This is a genomic window from Desulfovibrio sp. (assembly GCF_047607245.1).
Lineage (GTDB): Bacteria > Desulfobacterota > Desulfovibrionia > Desulfovibrionales > Desulfovibrionaceae > Desulfovibrio.
Genome location: NZ_JASGDK010000101.1, coordinates 1 through 17,231 on the forward strand (window position 1 = coordinate 1; position 17,231 = coordinate 17,231).

The 17,231-nt window shown below is 57.2% G+C and carries 15 protein-coding genes; 3 read left to right on the forward strand and 12 right to left on the reverse strand.

Going from position 1 to position 17,231, the window contains the following annotated elements; all coding sequences use genetic code 11:
* Both QM579_RS08190 and QM579_RS08195 read right to left on the reverse strand, forming a co-directional pair.
* On the reverse strand, window positions 1–732 hold a 732-nt coding region (locus QM579_RS08190), incomplete at its 3' end, for a pyridoxal phosphate-dependent aminotransferase (protein WP_414998678.1).
* Between the two features lie 182 nt (window positions 733–914).
* Complete coding sequence (locus tag QM579_RS08195) at window positions 915–1,355, reverse strand: universal stress protein (RefSeq protein WP_414998679.1); 441 nt, start codon at window positions 1,353–1,355, stop codon at window positions 915–917.
* A gap of 299 nt (window positions 1,356–1,654) precedes the next feature.
* Here QM579_RS08195 and QM579_RS08200 point away from each other — a divergent pair, with 299 nt between their 5' ends.
* Entirely contained in the window at window positions 1,655–2,191 is a 537-nt protein-coding gene (locus QM579_RS08200; RefSeq protein ID WP_414998680.1) for a hypothetical protein, read from the forward strand.
* Window positions 2,192–2,524: 333 nt separating this feature from the next.
* Here the strand turns inward: QM579_RS08200 and QM579_RS08205 are convergent, their stop codons facing one another.
* From QM579_RS08205 to QM579_RS08215, 3 genes are all read right to left on the reverse strand, one after another.
* Entirely contained in the window at window positions 2,525–3,127 is a 603-nt protein-coding gene (locus QM579_RS08205; protein ID WP_414998681.1) for a hypothetical protein, read from the reverse strand.
* 257 nt (window positions 3,128–3,384) lie between these two features.
* On the reverse strand, window positions 3,385–3,582 hold the full coding sequence (locus tag QM579_RS08210) for a hypothetical protein (protein ID WP_414998682.1): 198 nt from the start codon (window positions 3,580–3,582) through the stop codon (window positions 3,385–3,387).
* A 63-nt stretch (window positions 3,583–3,645) separates the two neighbouring features.
* Complete coding sequence (locus QM579_RS08215; protein WP_414998683.1) at window positions 3,646–3,870, reverse strand: SHOCT domain-containing protein; 225 nt, start codon at window positions 3,868–3,870, stop codon at window positions 3,646–3,648.
* A gap of 305 nt (window positions 3,871–4,175) precedes the next feature.
* On the opposite strand from QM579_RS08215, the gene QM579_RS08220 reads away from it, so the two are divergent.
* Window positions 4,176–6,254, forward strand: coding sequence for an ATP-binding protein (locus tag QM579_RS08220; RefSeq protein WP_414998684.1), 2,079 nt, complete (start codon window positions 4,176–4,178; stop codon window positions 6,252–6,254).
* Between the two features lie 236 nt (window positions 6,255–6,490).
* Window positions 6,491–7,852 (forward strand): sigma-54-dependent transcriptional regulator, encoded by a 1,362-nt coding sequence (locus QM579_RS08225; RefSeq protein ID WP_414998685.1) that lies wholly within the window; start codon window positions 6,491–6,493, stop codon window positions 7,850–7,852.
* 321 nt (window positions 7,853–8,173) lie between these two features.
* Here the strand turns inward: QM579_RS08225 and QM579_RS08230 are convergent, their stop codons facing one another.
* The 7 genes from QM579_RS08230 to QM579_RS08260 all read right to left on the reverse strand — a co-directional run bounded on the left by QM579_RS08230 (window position 8,174) and on the right by QM579_RS08260 (window position 17,099).
* Window positions 8,174–8,938: a 4Fe-4S dicluster domain-containing protein gene (locus QM579_RS08230; RefSeq protein ID WP_414998686.1), complete on the reverse strand. Its 765-nt coding sequence runs from the start codon at window positions 8,936–8,938 to the stop codon at window positions 8,174–8,176.
* A gap of 9 nt (window positions 8,939–8,947) precedes the next feature.
* Window positions 8,948–10,645, reverse strand: a complete 1,698-nt coding sequence (locus QM579_RS08235) for a hydrogenase (RefSeq protein WP_414998687.1) — start codon at window positions 10,643–10,645, stop codon at window positions 8,948–8,950.
* A gap of 359 nt (window positions 10,646–11,004) precedes the next feature.
* Entirely contained in the window at window positions 11,005–12,498 is a 1,494-nt protein-coding gene (locus tag QM579_RS08240; RefSeq protein WP_414998710.1) for a proton-conducting transporter membrane subunit, read from the reverse strand.
* A gap of 5 nt (window positions 12,499–12,503) precedes the next feature.
* Window positions 12,504–13,127 (reverse strand): hydrogenase-4 component E, encoded by a 624-nt coding sequence (locus QM579_RS08245; RefSeq protein ID WP_414998688.1) that lies wholly within the window; start codon window positions 13,125–13,127, stop codon window positions 12,504–12,506.
* A gap of 4 nt (window positions 13,128–13,131) precedes the next feature.
* Window positions 13,132–14,073, reverse strand: a complete 942-nt coding sequence (locus tag QM579_RS08250; protein ID WP_414998689.1) for a respiratory chain complex I subunit 1 family protein — start codon at window positions 14,071–14,073, stop codon at window positions 13,132–13,134.
* Window positions 14,070–16,118 carry a proton-conducting transporter membrane subunit gene (locus QM579_RS08255; protein ID WP_414998690.1) on the reverse strand — a complete coding sequence of 683 codons (2,049 nt, stop codon included), beginning with the start codon at window positions 16,116–16,118 and terminating at the stop codon, window positions 14,070–14,072. Before QM579_RS08255 ends, QM579_RS08250 begins: the two co-directional genes overlap by 4 nt.
* Before the next feature lie 24 nt (window positions 16,119–16,142).
* On the reverse strand, window positions 16,143–17,099 hold the full coding sequence (locus QM579_RS08260; protein ID WP_414998691.1) for a UDP-glucuronic acid decarboxylase family protein: 957 nt from the start codon (window positions 17,097–17,099) through the stop codon (window positions 16,143–16,145).
* Between the last annotated feature and the right edge of the window lie 132 nt (window positions 17,100–17,231).

Genomic DNA, 17,231 nt, shown 5'->3' on the forward strand with positions numbered 1-17,231 from the left:
CAAAATGCCGTAGCCCACACGCATGCCAGCCAGGCCGAAGCTCTTGGAAAAGGTGCGCATGAATGCCGCATTTTCTGGCAGTTCGCCACTGGCAAGAAGAGAAGAATCCGGTTCGCTTTCCGCAAAGTCCATATAGGCTTCGTCAATCACAAGCAGGCAGGCGGGCGCAATTTGGGCGAGTTTGGCGGCCAGTTGCGCCACTTCATCACGAGGAGGGCAGTAGCCTGAGGGATTGTCTGGCGTGGTGATGAAAACAAGACGGGTATTGGCGTCTACCTTGGAAAGCAGCCCGTCAAAATCAAAAGAAAAATCAGCATTGAGAGGATGGCGGCGCACTTCAACGCCACTGATGCGGCCCTGAATGGGGTAGATGCTGAAGCACGGTTCAAAGCAAACCAGGTTGTGCACGCCGGGTTCGGCCAGAATGCGAATGAGCAGGTCTATGATTTCGTCGGAGCCGTTTCCCACAACCACGTGCCGTGGATCAAGCCCGTGGCGTTTTGCCAGAGCTTCCACCAGACGGGGATTGCCCCCCTGGGGATACCGAAAGCCCATGCCTGCATGGCGTTGCACGGCTTCACGGGCCAGAGGCGGCATGCCCAGCGGATTTTCGTTGCTGGCCATCTTGATGACCTGGGCAAGATTGTACTTTTGCTGGATTTCGGCAATGGACAGGCCGGGAACATAGGCCTTCAGGGCAAGAATTTCCTGCCGCACGCTGATCTGGGACATGTCTTCTCCACAGCCGGGGCATAGGCTCTCGGCAACAAGGGGATTGTTTACGGGCCGTGTCTCTTTTGTGTAGAGACACGGCCCTGAGTGCTGTTTTGCCTGGGTACCCTGTTCCGCGCTCGGGTCAACCCGGCGAAACGGTATGCCTTAAATCACCGCCGTGGCGGGCGGGAGGCATGTTTTTAGGAAGGACGAACGGTCAGTACGGGCATGTCGGCGTTTTTGACCACCTTTTCAGCAACGGAGCCGAAGAGGATTCTGTCAATACCCTTACGGCCATGCGTACCCATAACAATGACGTCAGCCGCTTCTTCCTTGGCATGAGCCAGGATTTCTTCGGCGGCGTAACCGATGAGAACCTTGCCTGTGGCAGTTACGCCGGCAAAATTTTCGGCAACGAAAGATTCCATTGATTTTTCAGCGCCAGAAACTATTTCGCCTACAAAGTTTTCAATGGTGTTGGGAGGCACATGAAAGCCAACGTACTGGCTCAGCGAGGGAGCGGTGTATACAACCACGACGCTTGCGTTCAATCCCTTTGCAAGCAGCACGGCGTATTCGGCTACATCCTTGCTGTGTTCGGAGAGGTCTACCGCGCAAAGAATCTTTTTGATTTCCTTCATGGCAAGCTCCTGTTCCCCGTGGGATGATAAGGTTAAAAAAGCACAGCCTGTGAATTACGTTCAGTTTGACCGCCATGCTGGCGGGGTTGAGGCTGTTTCGCGTAATCTTTGTTAAATTCTAGGTTTTTTTACAGCAATAGACAAGGTCTTTTGCAGAGCATATGCTTGGGGCAAGGGAAAAAATTTCCCTTCAAAATGTATGGCAAGGTTATAAAATCAGGCAGTTGAGTGATATAGAACCTTGGCAGGCTTTTTGCATAATAAGGCTACAAATGCGGAACGCCAACCCTGGAGGCGACATGAAGATCAATAATGAACAATTGGAAGCCCTGCTTCGCCAGCAGGAGCAGTCCTCCGGCACAGTCCGCAAGCCGGGCAGCCAGGGAGCAGGCTTTGAAGCCGCCCTGGCCGAACAGTTGGGGCTTGGCGGCGTTGGGGCGTCTTCTACTGCCGAGGGTACGCCCTCTATTGGCAGCATGCAGACGGCCCAGGCTTCCCAGGCGTCCATGATAAGCCAGATGCTGCTTGGCGCTACCGGTGAAGCTGATGAAGCAAACCCCACTGAAGATGTTCTGAAGGATGCCTTTAATCAGGCTTCCGGCACATTGGATATGTGGGATTCTTACGTCAGCACCCTGGGTAATGCCGGCGAAAATGGTTCCCTGCGCCAAGCATATGCCCTTTTGCAGGGCATTGACGGCCAGGTTGCCTCACTGAAGGAAAACACTGCGGGCTTGCGCGGGCAAAATCCCGGCCTGGATACCCTGGTGAACAATCTGGAGGTGCTTGCCACCACAGAAAAGTTCAAATTCAACCGCGGGGACTATAACGTCTAGCTTTTCCTTGGCATCGCAATGCAAAAAGGCCGTGAACATCAGGGGTTCACGGCCTTTTTGGTTTGTGGGAGTGGAGTGTGAAGGGATTTGCGTGTCAATTCTTGCGTGTCAGGGTTTTCATGTTTGAATTGGCTCCGCCAGTCTTTGGTGGGCTGGTTTGTTCTGGCGGAGCCGTTCAGGGAACGTTTATTCTGAGGGTGGCTTTCTCAGGATTGCTATGGGTTTGTTATGCCAGGCCAGTACAGGCAAATTGTGACTGGTCCGGTTTGGCTTGGTCTGTTTGAGAGGGCGGCTGTTTTACAGCCGCCCATTTTTTTGCTTGGGCTGGAAAAGTTAGTTCTTCTTGGCGTCAGCGGGCGCGCTGGTTGTGGTTTGGTCCATCATGCCGTTCATGTACTGGCCATTACCGTGCATGCCGGGGCCACCGTGGCCGCCGTGGCCCTTGCCGCCCATCATGCCCTTGCCGCCCATGCCGGGGCAGTCCATGCCGCCCATACCACCCATCATACCGCGGCCCATGCCGTGGCCACCCATAAAGGGCACGCCCTTGTCCTGCATCTGCTTGCGCATGGCGCTGTCAAGCTGATACAGCTTGTTGTCCACGTCCTTCACGTCTTTCTGCAGGCTCAGGATTTTGGGGTCGTCTGCCTTTACACCCTGGTAAAGAAGGGCATTGATTTCAGCCTGTTTGCCGTACTTCTGCTGGAACAGGGGCTGCATCTTGGGGCCAAATTCCTGATGTATAGCCTGCATGGCGTTCATCTGCTCAGTGGTCATATTCATGTGCGGTCCCATGTGGGGGCCCATCTGAGAGCCCATCTGGCCGCCCATCGGTCCCATGGGGGCTTGATCCTGGGCGCTGGCGATGCCAGCGGTGCCGAGCAGGGCTACAAGGGCGAGAGCTGCGGAAGTGGAAGCAAGTTTAGATCTTTTCATGGTGATGTCCTTTATGGGTTTCGGCAGAGGCCGAAGTTTTTTGTTTGCGTTGAGGGCGTTGCCGCCATCAGGCGTCGTTACTGTGTCTGCAAGTGGGTAATATAGGGGGCCGTATATGCCGTTTCTGCCTTGCCAGCCCGACCCCCTAAGGCCGCTGCAGCCGAACAGTGACGCCGCTGTTGTGTGTATCTGCCAAGAACTTTTTTAAGGCGTCTCATGTGTTGTCCTTGGTTTTGCAGGGCGTCTGCAGCCGGGGCTTACCAGCCCATGTGATTTCCGCCGTGGGGGCCGTGGGAGCCATTACCACCGTTGCCGTTGCCATTGCCGCACCAGGGAGAGGCAGTTCCGGTGCTTGTGGCATTTTGGGCCTGGGCAGGCAGAGCGGTGAGGGCCAGGGCGAACACAAAGGCCAGGGATGCAATAAGCAGGGAAGGTTTGAGGGTAGAGGTTTTCATGACAGTCTCCTTTGTTCTATCTATATGTTAGGTGGTCTTGACCATTTCCTGTTGCCAGGTGGGTCAGATCACGTTTTTGAGCTTTTCGTATTCTTCCTGCGTTATTTCGCCGGAAGCAAGGCGGTGTTTCAAAATGTTCAGTGTATCCCGGCGGTCAAAGTTACAGGGTTTGCGGCTGAAAAGTCGGCATACAAAGTAAATAGCCAGAGCCAGTACCGCGACCGCAATAAGCATTCCTGTCCAACCGCCGCCCCATCCGAAGTAATCCATAAAATTGCAAGTATGCATATATCCTCCCGGTGAGGTCGGGCGCGCCCTGCATCCGGGCTGGGTGGCGCTGTCACCTGTTTGCGCGTTTTCACGCGCTCTTGCCCCCTATAAGGCAAAGCGCGTGCCAAAGTTGTTCTGTTCTTGTAAATACTTGTAATATATTATTTTATTTATATGGGGCGCTCTGAGGGCGCTATGCAGGAATCCGTGATTTGTCCGTTTTTTACTCATGTGGCATTTACTGTGTCCTATTTTTACCACCGGGCTTGACCCTCTGGGTAAAAAATACATAATACAGGCATCCCACTTCGTAAGGACGCCCCATGAAGAGCAGATTTTCAAGAGTATTTTCCGCCAGAGGATTAAAAGCCCTGCACTTGGGGCTTTCTCCCTGGATGGTTGTGGGCATGGCGATCATTCTTGGTCTGGCCATTTCAGCCCTGGCCGTGCGCAGTAACCAGCGCGGCAAAACCTATATGATTCAGAACCTCATGGACCGGGCCGAAGCCCTTATATGGGCTCTGGAGGCTGGCGCTCGCACTGGCCTGTGCACGCCCCTGGGCACCCCGGACGGCTTGCAGTCACTGCTGACAGAAACAGCCAAACAGCCCGGCATTGTTTTTATGGCAGTGGCCGACAATGCAGGCGAAATACAGGCATACAGCGTGCCCTTGCGTGTTCGCGAAAGAAACCGGGCCGGAGTTGACGCGCTCATACCGGGGCAAGGAAGCTCTGACAGCAGCGGAAGCAGCGCGCAGGTACAGCAAGGTGAAAAGGCTCTGGCCCTCATTATGCCCACGGGGGTGCAGGTGACGGAAAAACCCGCGTGGCGCTTGCGTCAGTGGGGAGACAGGAAAGTTTTTGAGGTATACCGGGCTTTTGTGCCTCTGGAAGACGATCGTCCCATTCCCATGCCCATGCGTGGGCACGGACAACACATGAGCCGGAACCGGGGAATGATGGGAACAGATATGCCGCATGGGCCCATGTCGCCCAGAAGAATGGTTCCCCCGGACCATGCCCCGCCAATGGGTGAAAATATGTATGGCGGCATGGGTGGTTTTTCGCCTGGCGGCAGACCGGGAGGAAGCGGCGCTGAAGCCTTGGGAGGCTCCAGCGCGTGGAAGCCTGCTCCTCTACAGCCGGGGCAACCCAGACAACAACAGGGCGTAGTTGTGGTCGGCCTTGACCTTAAACCGTTTGAGGCAGCCCTGGCAGCCGATTTACGCTACAACGTTCTGTCAGCGCTTATGGTGGCTGCCTTGGGTCTGGCTGGCTTTGTGTCCCTGTTCTGGGCGCATAACTACCGGCGCTCGCGCCGCATGCTCCGCGACTCCCGCGCAATGGCCTCGGAGGTGATGGCCAATCTGCCGCTGGGTCTTTTGACCAGCGATCCGTCAGGTAGGGTAGCTATGGTCAATGACATTGCCCTTGGCATGTTCGAACTCGACCGTGCCACAGCTGTGCATGCTCCGTTGACAGGGCTGCCCGGGTTGGACTGGACAGCGCTTGTGGCGGAACTTGCCGGGGGCCGCAAGGTGTTTGAACGTGAGTGTGTGCTTACAACCGGGCGCACGGGCGCAGTCATCAGCCTCAGCGCAGCCTCCATAAGCAATCAGGATGGGGTTTTTCTGGGTAATGTGTTCATTCTGCGGGATATTACCGAAGTCAAACGTCTGCAGGCAGACGCGCAGCGTAATGACCGCTTGTCTGCTTTGGGGCATCTGGCCGCTGGCGTGGCGCACGAAGTGCGTAATCCCCTGAGCACCATCAAGGGCGTGGCCTTGTATATCGCCAAGCGTATGATGCCGGGAGGCCGCGAAGAGGAAGCCGCGCAACGCATGATTGACGAAGTAGACAGGCTGGACCGCGTGGTTTCCGAACTGCTGGAATTCGCCAGGCCGGGGGCCATCAATACGGCTGATGCCGACCTTGCCGAGGTCATCAACCGTGCCCTGCGTCTGGCCGAGGCAGACGTGAGCGCCAGAAATATACAAGTCAGCCTTAACGTGCCTTCCGGTTTGCCTCCGGTGCGTGTCAATACAGAGCGCCTTACCCAGGCCCTGCTCAATCTCTTTCTCAATGCCGTACAGGCTATGGGTGAGGGCGGGCGCCTGCGTGTTGGGGCGCGCCTGTCGCCAGACGGACAGACCTTCAGCATCACTGTGGGCGACAATGGCCCCGGAATCCCGCGGGATATTCAGGCGGCCATTTTCACGCCGTATTTTACCACCAAACCTTCGGGCACTGGCCTTGGCCTTGCTATTGTTTATCAGATTGTCGAAGGCCACGGCGGAAGCGTCAGCGTGAATTCAGCACCGGGACAAGGCACTGAATTTATTCTTGTGTTTCCGGTGCGTGGCAAGGATGTAGCGACTCCGGCGGGTCTGCATCAGAAGTAGGGCATATTCACATTAAAATGCCCTGGCCATTGGGTGAGCGCAGCTTCAGCCGTTGCTCCCGAGTGTTACGAATGAAGACAGTTCGTCTGTTTATTTGCTCTCTTAAGCGCCGTAACGAATGTGTTTTAAGCTTTGAGAATATGCGTTCTCAAAGCTGATCTGCCTCAGATTCGGGGCGCCGGGCCAGGCGGCGCGGCGCCATTTGATACAAACCAAGACTATTGAGGAATGCCTTCATGAGTGCAACTTCGGCTGTTAAACTGCTGGTGGTGGACGACGACCACAACCACCGCGAAATGTTGCGCGCCCTGCTTGAAGAGTGGGGCTATGATCTCGTCACTGTAGATAACGGCGAAGAAGCCGTGGCCCTGTGTCAGGAAAGCCCCTTTGACCTCATCCTTATGGACGTGCGCATGGGCGGCATGAGCGGCATTGAGGCCACCCGCGCCATCAAGAGCTATAACCCGGCTATCCCGGTCTTGATCATGACTGCGTACTCCGATGTGGCCAACGCAGTAGAAGCCCTCAAGGCTGGCGCTTACGACTACCTCACCAAGCCTTTGGCCTTTGACGCCCTCAAACTTGCCCTGCAACGTTCGCTTGATCACGCCAATCTGCGGGATGAGGTACGCGCTTTGCGTCATGAGCTGGCCGCGAATGTCGATTCCCGTAACGTCATTGGTCAGAGCCCGGCCATGCGTCAGGTGCTTGGGCTGGTTTCAGCCATTGCGCCTTCCGAAGCTACTGTGCTCATCACTGGTGAATCCGGCACGGGCAAGGAAGTCATCGCCAAGCTCATTCACGCCAACAGCAATCGAGGCAAGGGGCCGTATGTGGCGGTAAACTGTGCCGCTCTTTCGGAAACTCTGCTGGAATCCGAGCTGTTTGGCCACGAAAAAGGAGCCTTTACCGGAGCGGAAAAGCGGCGCGAAGGGCGCTTTCTGGCGGCCAACAAGGGCACTATCTTTCTGGATGAAATTGGCGAAATTCCCCTGTCTATGCAGGTCAAACTGTTGCGCGTCATTCAGGAGCGTGAACTGCAACGCGTAGGCGGTGACCAGACTCTCAAGGTAGATGTGCGCATTCTGGCAGCTACAAACAAGGATCTGGCCCTTGAGGTGGAAGAGGGGCGTTTTCGGCAGGATCTTTACTATCGGCTTAATGTGGTTTCCTTGCAGCTGCCGCCCCTGCGCGAGCGGCATGAGGATATTCCCTTGCTGGCCATGCATTTCATGAAGATTTTTGCAGAGCGCAACGGCAAAATGGTCAAGGGATTCACCCCCGCGGCTATGGACCGCCTCGTCAAACACACATGGCCCGGCAACGTGCGCGAGCTGGAAAATGCCGTAGAACGGGCCGTTGTGCTGCTGGTGGGCGAATATATCAGTGAGCGTGAATTGCCGCCTACCATTGCCGAGGCCGAAGAAGAAAGCCCGCGTCCGTCACGGCTGGATTTTGCCAACATGACGCTGGATGAAATTGAGCGGCTGGCCGTGCAGGATACCCTTGAACAGGTCGGCGGCAACAAAAGCGAAGCTGCGCGCCGCCTGGGCATCAACCGCAAAACCCTTCTGGCAAAGCTGGGCGATGGGAAGTAGGCGAGTTATTGCATGGTAAGCGGCACAGTGAACGACTTGAAAGTTTTGAGAGCTGTATTCTCAAAGTTAAGTTGCGTTAATTGGTCCCCGAATATTTTGGCATCGCACGGTAGCATAGTAGATGCTTTTGAGGCCAAGGGGCGCTCCCCGGAGACTCTGTTTCAGGTCAGGAGAATTACTGCAAAAGATTGAAGCAGGAGTATGCAGTCCCGGTGAGGCTCCTTTGGAAAAAAGTTCCTCTCTGCAACACATTTCAGGATAAACGTCTTCTATAAGGCGGATCATCTCTTTGGGGTGATCCGCCTGTTTCTTACGGAGATTTTATTTCCGCAGGGCCAGCAATCCGTCGAGTATGGTCCAGGGATTGGGCGGGCAGCCCGGCACAAAAAGGTCTACGGGCAAAATATCCGTAATGCCGTTATTGCACTGTGCTCCGTCGCGGAAAAGCCCGCCCGATATGGCGCAGGCTCCTACCGCCACTACTAGACGCGGTTCGGGTATGGCGTTGTAAGTATCTATGGCGGCCAGACGCATATTTTCAGAAACAGGCCCGGTCAGCACAATGCCGTCCGCATGACGCGGCGAAGCGACAAAGTCGATGCCAAATTTCGGCAGGTCGTAAACCAGGGTGCCGAGCACATTGCAGTCGGCCTCACAGGCGGCACAGCCCGCAGCACTGATCTGGCGCAGCTTGAGCGAGCGCCTGAAGACGGAAAATTTGCCGGGCACGGCTGGCGTAGCCCCCAGTGGAGCAGGCTGACCCGGAACAACCAGCAGGTCTTCACGCCTGAAGACAGCCATGCGGTGCTCACCCGTGAAAGCTATGGCCTGTTTGGGGCAGGCAGCGCGGCAGGCCCCGCAAAAGGTGCAGCGTCCCATGTCCAGCGTGGGCGTGCCGTGCGGCGCAGCTTCCGTGGGCAACAAGGCCCCTGTGGGGCAGGCTGCGTAGCAGGCGCGGCAGTCGCCGCAGTCAACAGCCGTGAGGCTGGGTCTGCCCATAAACTGGGGCGACAACGTGGGCTGCTTACGGGGATAATCCAGAGTATGGTACTTCTGGCGAATGCGTTCCTTGATAATGCGCAGCATGTCAAAACCTCACAGGTCATGCCCGCAATAAGAGAGGTTGAAACTCTTGTTGCAGAGGGGAAAGTCTGAAATCTGGTTACCACGCAGAGCTATGGCCAATCCTGTCCAGTTATGGAACGAGGGATCTATTGCCTTGTAGACCAGCAGGCGGCCTTGCGAGTCAGTGACGGACACGTGGCAGACTTCGCCACGCCAGCCCTCCACCTGGGCAACAGCAAGCGTATGTGGTGGCAGATCTGTAAAATCGCGGGGCGTATCAGAATTTTTTTCTGGCGTAGCGAGGGACGAGTTGTCCTGACGATCTGCTGGATCGGCGGAAGGTGCGCCTGCCTGTACTGGCAGGGCAGACAAGCGGGGGAGGTCAAGTTCCAGCAGGCGCAAGCTGTCGTCCAGCTCGCGGCTGCGCACTTTGGCCCGGGCCATAACGTCGCCCGTTATTTCCAGCCGGGGGGCGCATCCTTCACAGGGTAGATTGCTGAGCGGCGCGTGAAAGCGGGCGTCCACATCCAGGCCGCAGGCGCGGGCGGGCACTCCCACCATATTCAATTGGCGGGCGGTGCCAGTTTCAAGCATGCCAATGTCCACAAGGCGGTCGCGCACTGTCACGGCTTCCAGCATGACATCTACTGCCCCACGCACGTCCTGCCAGGCTGCCCGCGCCCGGTCGAGCAGGTTTACGCATTCCTGCGAATCAAGGCCGTATGCCACGCCGCCGGGGCGCAACAGGCCTCGCCCGAAGCGATTGCCGCACAGGCTGGCGGTCATGTTCAGAAAATCTCCACGAATCCGGCCATTCCAGGAGGACGTGGGTAGAAAACCAGCATCCCCGGCAAGGGCTCCCAGATCGCCTGTGTGGTTGGCCAGACGTTCCAGCTCCAGACCAATGCGGCGCAGCAACTGGGCGCGTTCGTCGGGGGCGTGCCCCGTCATGCGCTCAAGCAGGACGCAATGGGCCGTGGCATGGGCAACGGTACTGTCTCCGGCGGCGCATTCCAGCAAGTGAAGGCGCCGGGCGGCGGGGCCATAAACAAGCATGTCCTCCAGCCCGCGGTGCTGGTAGCCCAGGGCAACTTCCAGATGCAGTACATTTTCGCCATAGCATTGAAAGCGGAAATGCCCCGGTTCGATGATTCCTGCGTGCACCGGGCCTACGGCCACCTCGTGCACCTCCGCCCCCTCAACCCGGTAAAAGGGGTAGGGTTGGGCGGTGGGCTGGGGCGTTGCCGTATTTTCCGTTACAGCGGCTGCTGGCAGGCCTTCAGCTGCGGGGCTGGTTTCGTTGCCAGCTGCTGCCGCCGCATTGCGGGCCTGGGCCTCTGAGCTGTCAGGGGTGCGCCTTACGCTTTTGAGCCAGGGGTGATCTACTGGCTCCACACCCCATTGTTCATAAATTTCACGCTCAAAGTAGTGCATCTGGGGCAAATCGGGCGTCAGCGACATGAAGGCCGTCACCGGATTCGTACAGCGGGCCATGAGGCGGCGCGTGCCGTCATGTGCCAGAACGCAGCACAAAACAATGGGCACGGGGCGCGTGGGGGCAATGCCCGCGTCGCGCTGCCCGTTAACGATTTTTTCTTCCGGGATGCCGAAAAAAGCCAAGACGCGCCAGCCGCCAGCCAGGGCATGACGGACATGATCGCGCAGTTCCGCCACGGAAAAGCGCGTTACTTTTTTCAGGTCAACCGCCTCGCGGTAGTCGAACGACATTATATCCTCCTAGAGCAGATCCACTTTGAAAATATATATTCTCAAAGTGGATGACACGCTCACTACGGCGTTTAACCGCGCAAATGAATAGCGGTGCTGTCTTCATCCGTAGCTTCCTGCGTCGCAACGGCTGAAGCTACGCTTACGCCTCCGCGGCGGGCGTCTGCTCACGCAGCCACCGGAGCATTTCAAAGTTGAAATGCTCTAAGGAAGCACTGATTAAAGAGCCTTTTGGAAACGCGCAGTTATTTCGTTTGGCAAGGCGCGATCTTTTTTTGAACCAGGAGTGGACTCTTCCGTCCCCGACTGTTTCAAAAAAGCGAAGGAACGCCGCCAAACGGAATAAAATCAGCGTTTCCCTAACCGCCTATAAGGGCTGCGGCCTGCCGCAAGAAATTCCACAACCAGTCGGGTATCCACAAACCGAGGGTAAGAACGGCCACCCCCAGAATCAGGGGCGGCAGCACGCTCAGCAGGGGTTCCTTTTGGCTTTGAGGCATGTCTACGGGGCGATTGCCCTGCACCATGCGCAGCACTGCAACGGAAAGGCCGACAAAAATTACGGCAAGGGCCAGCAGATAGGTTGTGGCAATCAGGGGAGAATCCGCTGCCAGCATGCCCTTGAAGATGATGAACTCACTGATGAAGATGCCGAAGGGCGGTGAACCGGCCACGGCCAGAAAACCAGCCATCCATAACGCCCCGGTCACGGGCATGGTCCAGCGCATGCCCCGGATGTCATAGCTTGAAAACGTGTGGTAGCGGGCCAGAATATTGCCGGAAAGCAGAAAGAGCATGCATTTGGTCAGCGAGTGGCAAACGGCATGCAGCATGGCCCCTGATACGGCCAGCCCGCCCACGCCTACGCCAAGCGCCAGTATGCCCATGTGTTCTACGCTGGAGTATGCCAGCATGCGTTTGTAGTGGCCCTGCCCCACAATAAAGATGGCCGCTGTAATGAGCGACAGAAGACCGAAAAAGCTGAGCAACCCGCCGCTGAATCCCCCAAGCCCGGCAGCCAGCATGATCTGGTGACCGCGCAGAATGCCAAGCATGGCGCAGTTGAGCAGCGCGCCGGAAAGCAGTGCAGAAACCAGCGAAGGAGCCTGACTGTGCGCGTCGGGAAGCCAGTTGTGCAGTGGGGCCAGACCCATTTTGGTGCCGTATCCCACAAGCAAAAAAATAAAGGCCGCTTTGAGCCACGTTTCTTCCGCTGCCCGGGCATGGCTGACAAACCAGCCCAGCTGGTCCATACCTTCCACCATAGCTTCCATACCTTCCGGCGTATAAAAAGCCACGGAAAGCAGAATGTTGCCTACCATAGCCAGAGCAATGCCCACAGAGCAGATGATGAGGTACTTCCACGTAGCCTCAAGAGAACGTTGATGCCTGTGAAAATATATGAGCGGCGCGCTGGAAAGTGTGGTGCCTTCTATGCCTACCCATAAAGCGCCCAGATGGGGAGTGGTGGTTACAAGCGTTATGGATGAAAGAAAAAAGCAAAGGCAGGCGGCCAGACGGCGTTGCGGCGCGTTGGTGAAACCGGGGCCGCCATGAATATCTGCGTGAACTTCCAGCCGGTCTTCTTCACGAAGGTAGTAGACTGCGTAAACAGAAGCCGCCAGAAAAAGAAGGCTGGCAAGCATGAGAAAAAGCGTGCCAAGCGGGTCGGGGGCCAGCAGACCGTTCAGGGCTTTGGGTTCGGCTCCTGCACCAACGGCATGCGTCGTCCAGGTGGCCAAAACTACATGTCCAAGAGCCGTCAGGGGCAGAAGAACCCGGCACATGGCCTTGGTGCCGAGCAGGATGATACATCCCGCACCCAGCGGAAGAAAAAGCAAGGCTTCCAGCATGTCCATCAGTCCCTGAGGTTGCGAAAACGGCCCACGTCAATGGATTCAAAGGTGTTGCCGATGTGGTTGATGGCAATGCCCATAACAAAAACAGCCACAAACACGTCCAGCAGCAGGGCCAGTTCAAACCACATTGTGCCTGAGGTCATGAGGGGCATGCCCAGCAGAAAAATTCCGTTTTCTGCAATCAGGTATCCGATGACCTGAGACAGGGCCGTTGTGCGGCCTACCACCAGAATAAGCCCGCAAAAAAGCGTAGTCAGGGCCGTGGGCAGCAGTTGCGGCGGAAAAAGGGCGGGCAAATTCACCAGCCGCGCTTCAAGCCACAATGAAAGCACAAGGCCGCCCATGCCAGCCAGCACTCCCACTGCCACGTGCAGACGGGGCTTCATGCGCTGGTGCGAATGCAGGCGCTTGCGGGTGCGCCAGAGCAGACTGGGCAGAAGAGCGCCCTTGATAAGCAGCACAGCTCCGGCCAGCAATGCATGTTCCAGGCTCAGCAGCATGCCTGCCAGCAGTATGCCCTGAAAGGCAGTCAGGCGTATGAGCCACATGAGCCGTGTTGTGCCCAGCATGAGCAGGTTGTTCAGCATGAGCATGAACAGAAAACTTTGCAGTGCGGATTCCATGCCTCTACCTCGCCTGCGTCAGGATAAGGGCCAGGGCTGCCATAGCCGATGCGCTGCCAAGCAGGTAGGGCACACGGTCCATACGCAGACGGGCCATGACGGATTCCACAATGCCCACAATGACTGCCAGCAACAAAACAATGACAACGCGCAGGCCGGCCTGTTGCCACAGGGGCAGGGCGGGCGTCAGCAGGCCAGCGATAAGAGCGGCGAAAAACCAGAGTTTGAGAGCCGCGCCGTAAACGATCATGGCCAGATTGGGGCCAGAGTGGTCCAGTACCATCGCCTCGTGGATCATTGTCAGTTCCAGATGGGTATTGGGATCGTCCACAGGAATACGGCAGTTTTCAACCAGCAGCAGAATGAAGAGAATGCAGGGCAGAAGCAGCAACTCTGCCCGGCCCGTAAGCCAGGCTCCTGCGATTTGTCCGCCGAACAGGGACGAAAGCGAAAACGCCGTGTACGGGCCGTGCCCCATATCCAGCGTTACACTGGTAAGCACAAGAAGAATCAGAAAAAAAAGAGGTTCTGCCAAGGCGGAAAATGTAGCTTCGCGGCTTGCGCCCATACCTTCAAAGGCAGCGCCTGTGTCCAGGGCTGACAGCATGATGGCAAAGCGCCCCATGCCCAGCAGGTACGCGGCCAAAATGAAGTCCCCGGTGAAGGCCAGGGGCGAGGTAGCGCCGCCAAGAGGCAGCAAGGCTATAGCGCACAGGGTTGTAGCCAGAGATATGGCGGGGCCGCAGGCGAAAATCCAGGTGGTGGTGCGGCTGATGACCTCGCCCTTGCGCATGAGCTTTGCAAGATCATAGTAGGTTTGCAGTATGGGCTTGCCGTGCCTGCCCGCAAACTTGGCCTTTATCCTGTTAATGATGCCGGGCAGCAGAGGTGCAAGCACAAGGGCCAGCACAAACTGCACAAAATAGACGATTAGGCTCTGTTTCATGCGCTCAACCCCCATATAAGCAAGCCCACCACAGTGGCCAGGATATACAGGATGTAGAGGTGAATCTTGCCGTGCTGGATAATTTTGCAGGCATTGCACACACGCTCTATGCCCTCGAACAGAGGGGTGTAAAAGCCGTTGCGCAGGCGGTCAGGCGCGGTGACGCTGGCCGTGGCCCTTTCCGGGAACAGCCGGGAATCCAGATTCAGGCGTACGTTAAGGCCCATGCCAGGCGCAAAAACTTTACCCAGCGGTTCGGAGAATCCGGCGTCAGTATACTGAATGCGGGCGGTTCCACCCTGATAACCACAGCTCCATGTAGGCATGGAAGCAACCTTGCGCCGCTTGAGCATCCGCTTGCGCAGAATGATGCCAGCCAGGGAGAGGCCAAGGGCAATGGAACCCACAAGAGAGACCATAGCCAGGCTTGTGCGTGCCTGCTCCTGCCCCATTGCGGCTCCTGCCTGCATGTCATTGGGCATGGGTAGGGCGGCAAGGCCCGTCATGGAGGCGAGATCAAAAAACGCCGGGGCAGCCAGCCCACCAGCTATGCAGACGATGACCAGAAGCGCCAGAGGCCAGAGTATTCTCCAGCCCAGGGGGCGGGCATTGGCTGCAAAGCCTGTGCGGGGCTCTCCCAGAAAAGTGATGCCGTAGGCCTTGGTGTAGAGGGCAACGGCAAGGCCGCTGATAAGAGCCAGACCCGCCAGCGCCAGCAGCAGACCCACCTGCCGTTCCAGACCGGGAAGGTTGGGGCCGTCAAGAAATGAGAGCGCCAGCACAAGTTCGCTGGCAAATCCGCTCAGGGGGGGCAGACAGGCAATGGACGCCACCCCGAGAGCAAAAAAAGCCCCCAGCAGCGGCAGGCGCTTCTGTAATCCGCCCAGCAGTTCCATACGCACGGTGCCCGTGGCGTACAGCACTTCGCCAGCGCACAGGAAGAGCAGCCCCTTGAACCCCGCGTGGTTCAGCATGTGCATGAGGCAACCCGCCATGCCGAGGGTTGCTATCCAGGCGTTGCCGCAGGACAGGCCAATAAGGCCCGCGCCCAGGCCCATAAATATAAGGCCCATATTTTCAACGCTGGAGTATGCCAGCAGGCGCTTGAGGTTACTCTGCCCCAAGGCCTTCAGAATCCCAACAATGCCCGTGCCCAGGCCGGTCAGCAGCAATGCCCATCCCCACCATTCGGGCGCAGTGCCGGGTGGAGCCAACAGGCCAAGGCTGCGTATGATGCCGTAAGGGCCAGCGTTAATCATAGCCCCTGAAAGCAGGGCCGACACATGTATGGGCGCAGCCGGATAGGCCTCCGGCAGCCAGACATGCGTTGGCCCAAGGCCCACCTTGGCCCCGAAACCCAGAACCGCCAGCACAAAGAGAGCCGTCAGAACGCCGGGGCCAGCGTTGCGCACAACCCCCTGCATGACAGCGCCGCCTTGCAGCACTTCAAGTGACGTTGTTCCCGTGCTTTGCCAAAGCAGAACAAAAAAGGCCATGAGGGCAACAGCGCCCAGATGGGCTGCCACAAGGTAGACCCACGAAGCGTCGCGCACCTGACGGTCGCCGTCATAAAAATCAATGAGAAAGAAGGGCGCAAGGGACATGAGCTCCCACGACAGCATGAAAAACACGGCATCGCGCGCGGCCATGACGAGGGTCAAACCCAGAAGCAGCAGCAGGTAGAAAAACCAGTGCGCCGCCAGATTGTGCTCCTGTGGCCGTTCGTGGCGCAGAGCCATGCCGCCGGATATGGAGCACACCAGTCCCAGGCCGAATACGGGCAGCAAAAAGATGCGGCTCAGAGGGTCGAGCCCCAAGGTAAAGGCCCCTATGGGCAGGCCCCAGGGCAGACTCAGCGAAACTGCTTCACTCCACGGAGAGAATGCCAGCGCGCACAGCCCTGCCAGGCAACCTGCTGTGGCTCCGGAGGAGCCCAGCAGGTTGGCGGCCCGTCCGTTGCCAGCCGTTGGCGGCAGTAGTGCCAGCAGTGCCGTGGCGGCGGACGTGGCCGTCAGGATGAGCAGGGTTATAATAAAGAGCGTCATAGCATTGGGGGTTATGGGTGGCGGTTAGGCCATGCCCTGTTTCAGCATCTCGTCAAAGTAGGCGATGGTTTTTTTCAGTCCGTCTTCCAGCTTGACCTGAGGTTCCCAGCCCAGTTTTTCGCGGGCAAGGGTGATGTCGGGCTTGCGCTGTTTGGGGTCGTCGCCGGGCAGGGGTTCGTAGCTGATGACAGACTTGCTGCCCGTCATTTCCACAACTTTTTCCGCCAGTTCGCGGATGGTGAATTCGCCGGGATTGCCCATATTCATCGGGCCAATGAAGTCTTCGGGCGAGGCCATAAAACGCACCATACATTCAATGAGGTCATCGACGTAGCAGAAGGAGCGGGTCTGGCTGCCGTCACCATAAATGGTGATGGGTTCACCCTTGAGGGCCTGAATGATGAAGTTGGAAACCACTCTGCCGTCGTTGGGATGCATCTTGGGGCCGTAGGTATTGAAAATGCGTCCTACCTTGATGGGCAGGCCGCCCTGACGCCAGTAGGCGAAGAACAGGGCCTCGGCGCAGCGTTTGCCTTCATCGTAGCAGGAGCGGATGCCGTTGGGGTTCACATGGCCCCAATAGTCTTCGGTCTGCGGATGGATTTCGGGGTCGCCGTACACTTCGCTGGTGGACGCCTGATAGATGCGCGCCTTGAGCCGTTTGGCCAGGCCCAGCATGTTGATGGCCCCGTGAACGCAGGTCTTGATGGTCTGCACCGGGTCGTGCTGATAATGTATGGGCGAGGCCGGGCAGGCCAGGTTGTAGATTTCGTCCACTTCCACATAGAGGGGAAAGGTCACATCATGACGGATGAGTTCAAACCTTCTGTTGTCGAGAAACTCTTCAACGTTGGCACGGGCACTGGAAAAGAAATTGTCCATGCAAAGAACTTCGTGCCCTTCGTTGAGCAGCCGTTCACACAGGTGAGAACCCAGAAAACCTGAACCGCCTGTAACCAATATACGTTTGCGGAGATGCATATTTCCCCCGGAAAGGTTATGTTAAATCATACGTTGGGATTATAGAAACACGTAAGCATAGTCCTATTGCCCTTGCTTGGCAATGGCGCTGAATGCCGCCTGGAATCGTTCGCAGTAAACCTTTTCCGGGCT

Bases quoted from the DNA above. Each gene is read 5' to 3' on its own strand.
- QM579_RS08255 (WP_414998690.1), bottom strand. From the start codon at position 16,118: ATGACGCTCTTTATTATAACCCTGCTCATCCTGACGGCCACGTCCGCC.
- QM579_RS08240 (WP_414998710.1), bottom strand. From the start codon at position 12,498: ATGCTGGAAGCCTTGCTTTTTCTTCCGCTGGGTGCGGGATGTATCATC.
- QM579_RS08195 (WP_414998679.1), bottom strand. From the start codon at position 1,355: ATGAAGGAAATCAAAAAGATTCTTTGCGCGGTAGACCTCTCCGAACAC.
- QM579_RS08200 (WP_414998680.1), top strand. From the start codon at position 1,655: ATGAAGATCAATAATGAACAATTGGAAGCCCTGCTTCGCCAGCAGGAG.
- QM579_RS08215 (WP_414998683.1), bottom strand. From the start codon at position 3,870: ATGCATACTTGCAATTTTATGGATTACTTCGGATGGGGCGGCGGTTGG.
- QM579_RS08205 (WP_414998681.1), bottom strand. From the start codon at position 3,127: ATGAAAAGATCTAAACTTGCTTCCACTTCCGCAGCTCTCGCCCTTGTA.
- QM579_RS08230 (WP_414998686.1), bottom strand. From the start codon at position 8,938: ATGCTGCGCATTATCAAGGAACGCATTCGCCAGAAGTACCATACTCTG.
- QM579_RS08250 (WP_414998689.1), bottom strand. From the start codon at position 14,073: ATGAAACAGAGCCTAATCGTCTATTTTGTGCAGTTTGTGCTGGCCCTT.
- QM579_RS08210 (WP_414998682.1), bottom strand. From the start codon at position 3,582: ATGAAAACCTCTACCCTCAAACCTTCCCTGCTTATTGCATCCCTGGCC.
- QM579_RS08225 (WP_414998685.1), top strand. From the start codon at position 6,491: ATGAGTGCAACTTCGGCTGTTAAACTGCTGGTGGTGGACGACGACCAC.
- QM579_RS08260 (WP_414998691.1), bottom strand. From the start codon at position 17,099: ATGCATCTCCGCAAACGTATATTGGTTACAGGCGGTTCAGGTTTTCTG.
- QM579_RS08220 (WP_414998684.1), top strand. From the start codon at position 4,176: ATGAAGAGCAGATTTTCAAGAGTATTTTCCGCCAGAGGATTAAAAGCC.
- QM579_RS08235 (WP_414998687.1), bottom strand. From the start codon at position 10,645: ATGTCGTTCGACTACCGCGAGGCGGTTGACCTGAAAAAAGTAACGCGC.
- QM579_RS08245 (WP_414998688.1), bottom strand. From the start codon at position 13,127: ATGGAATCCGCACTGCAAAGTTTTCTGTTCATGCTCATGCTGAACAAC.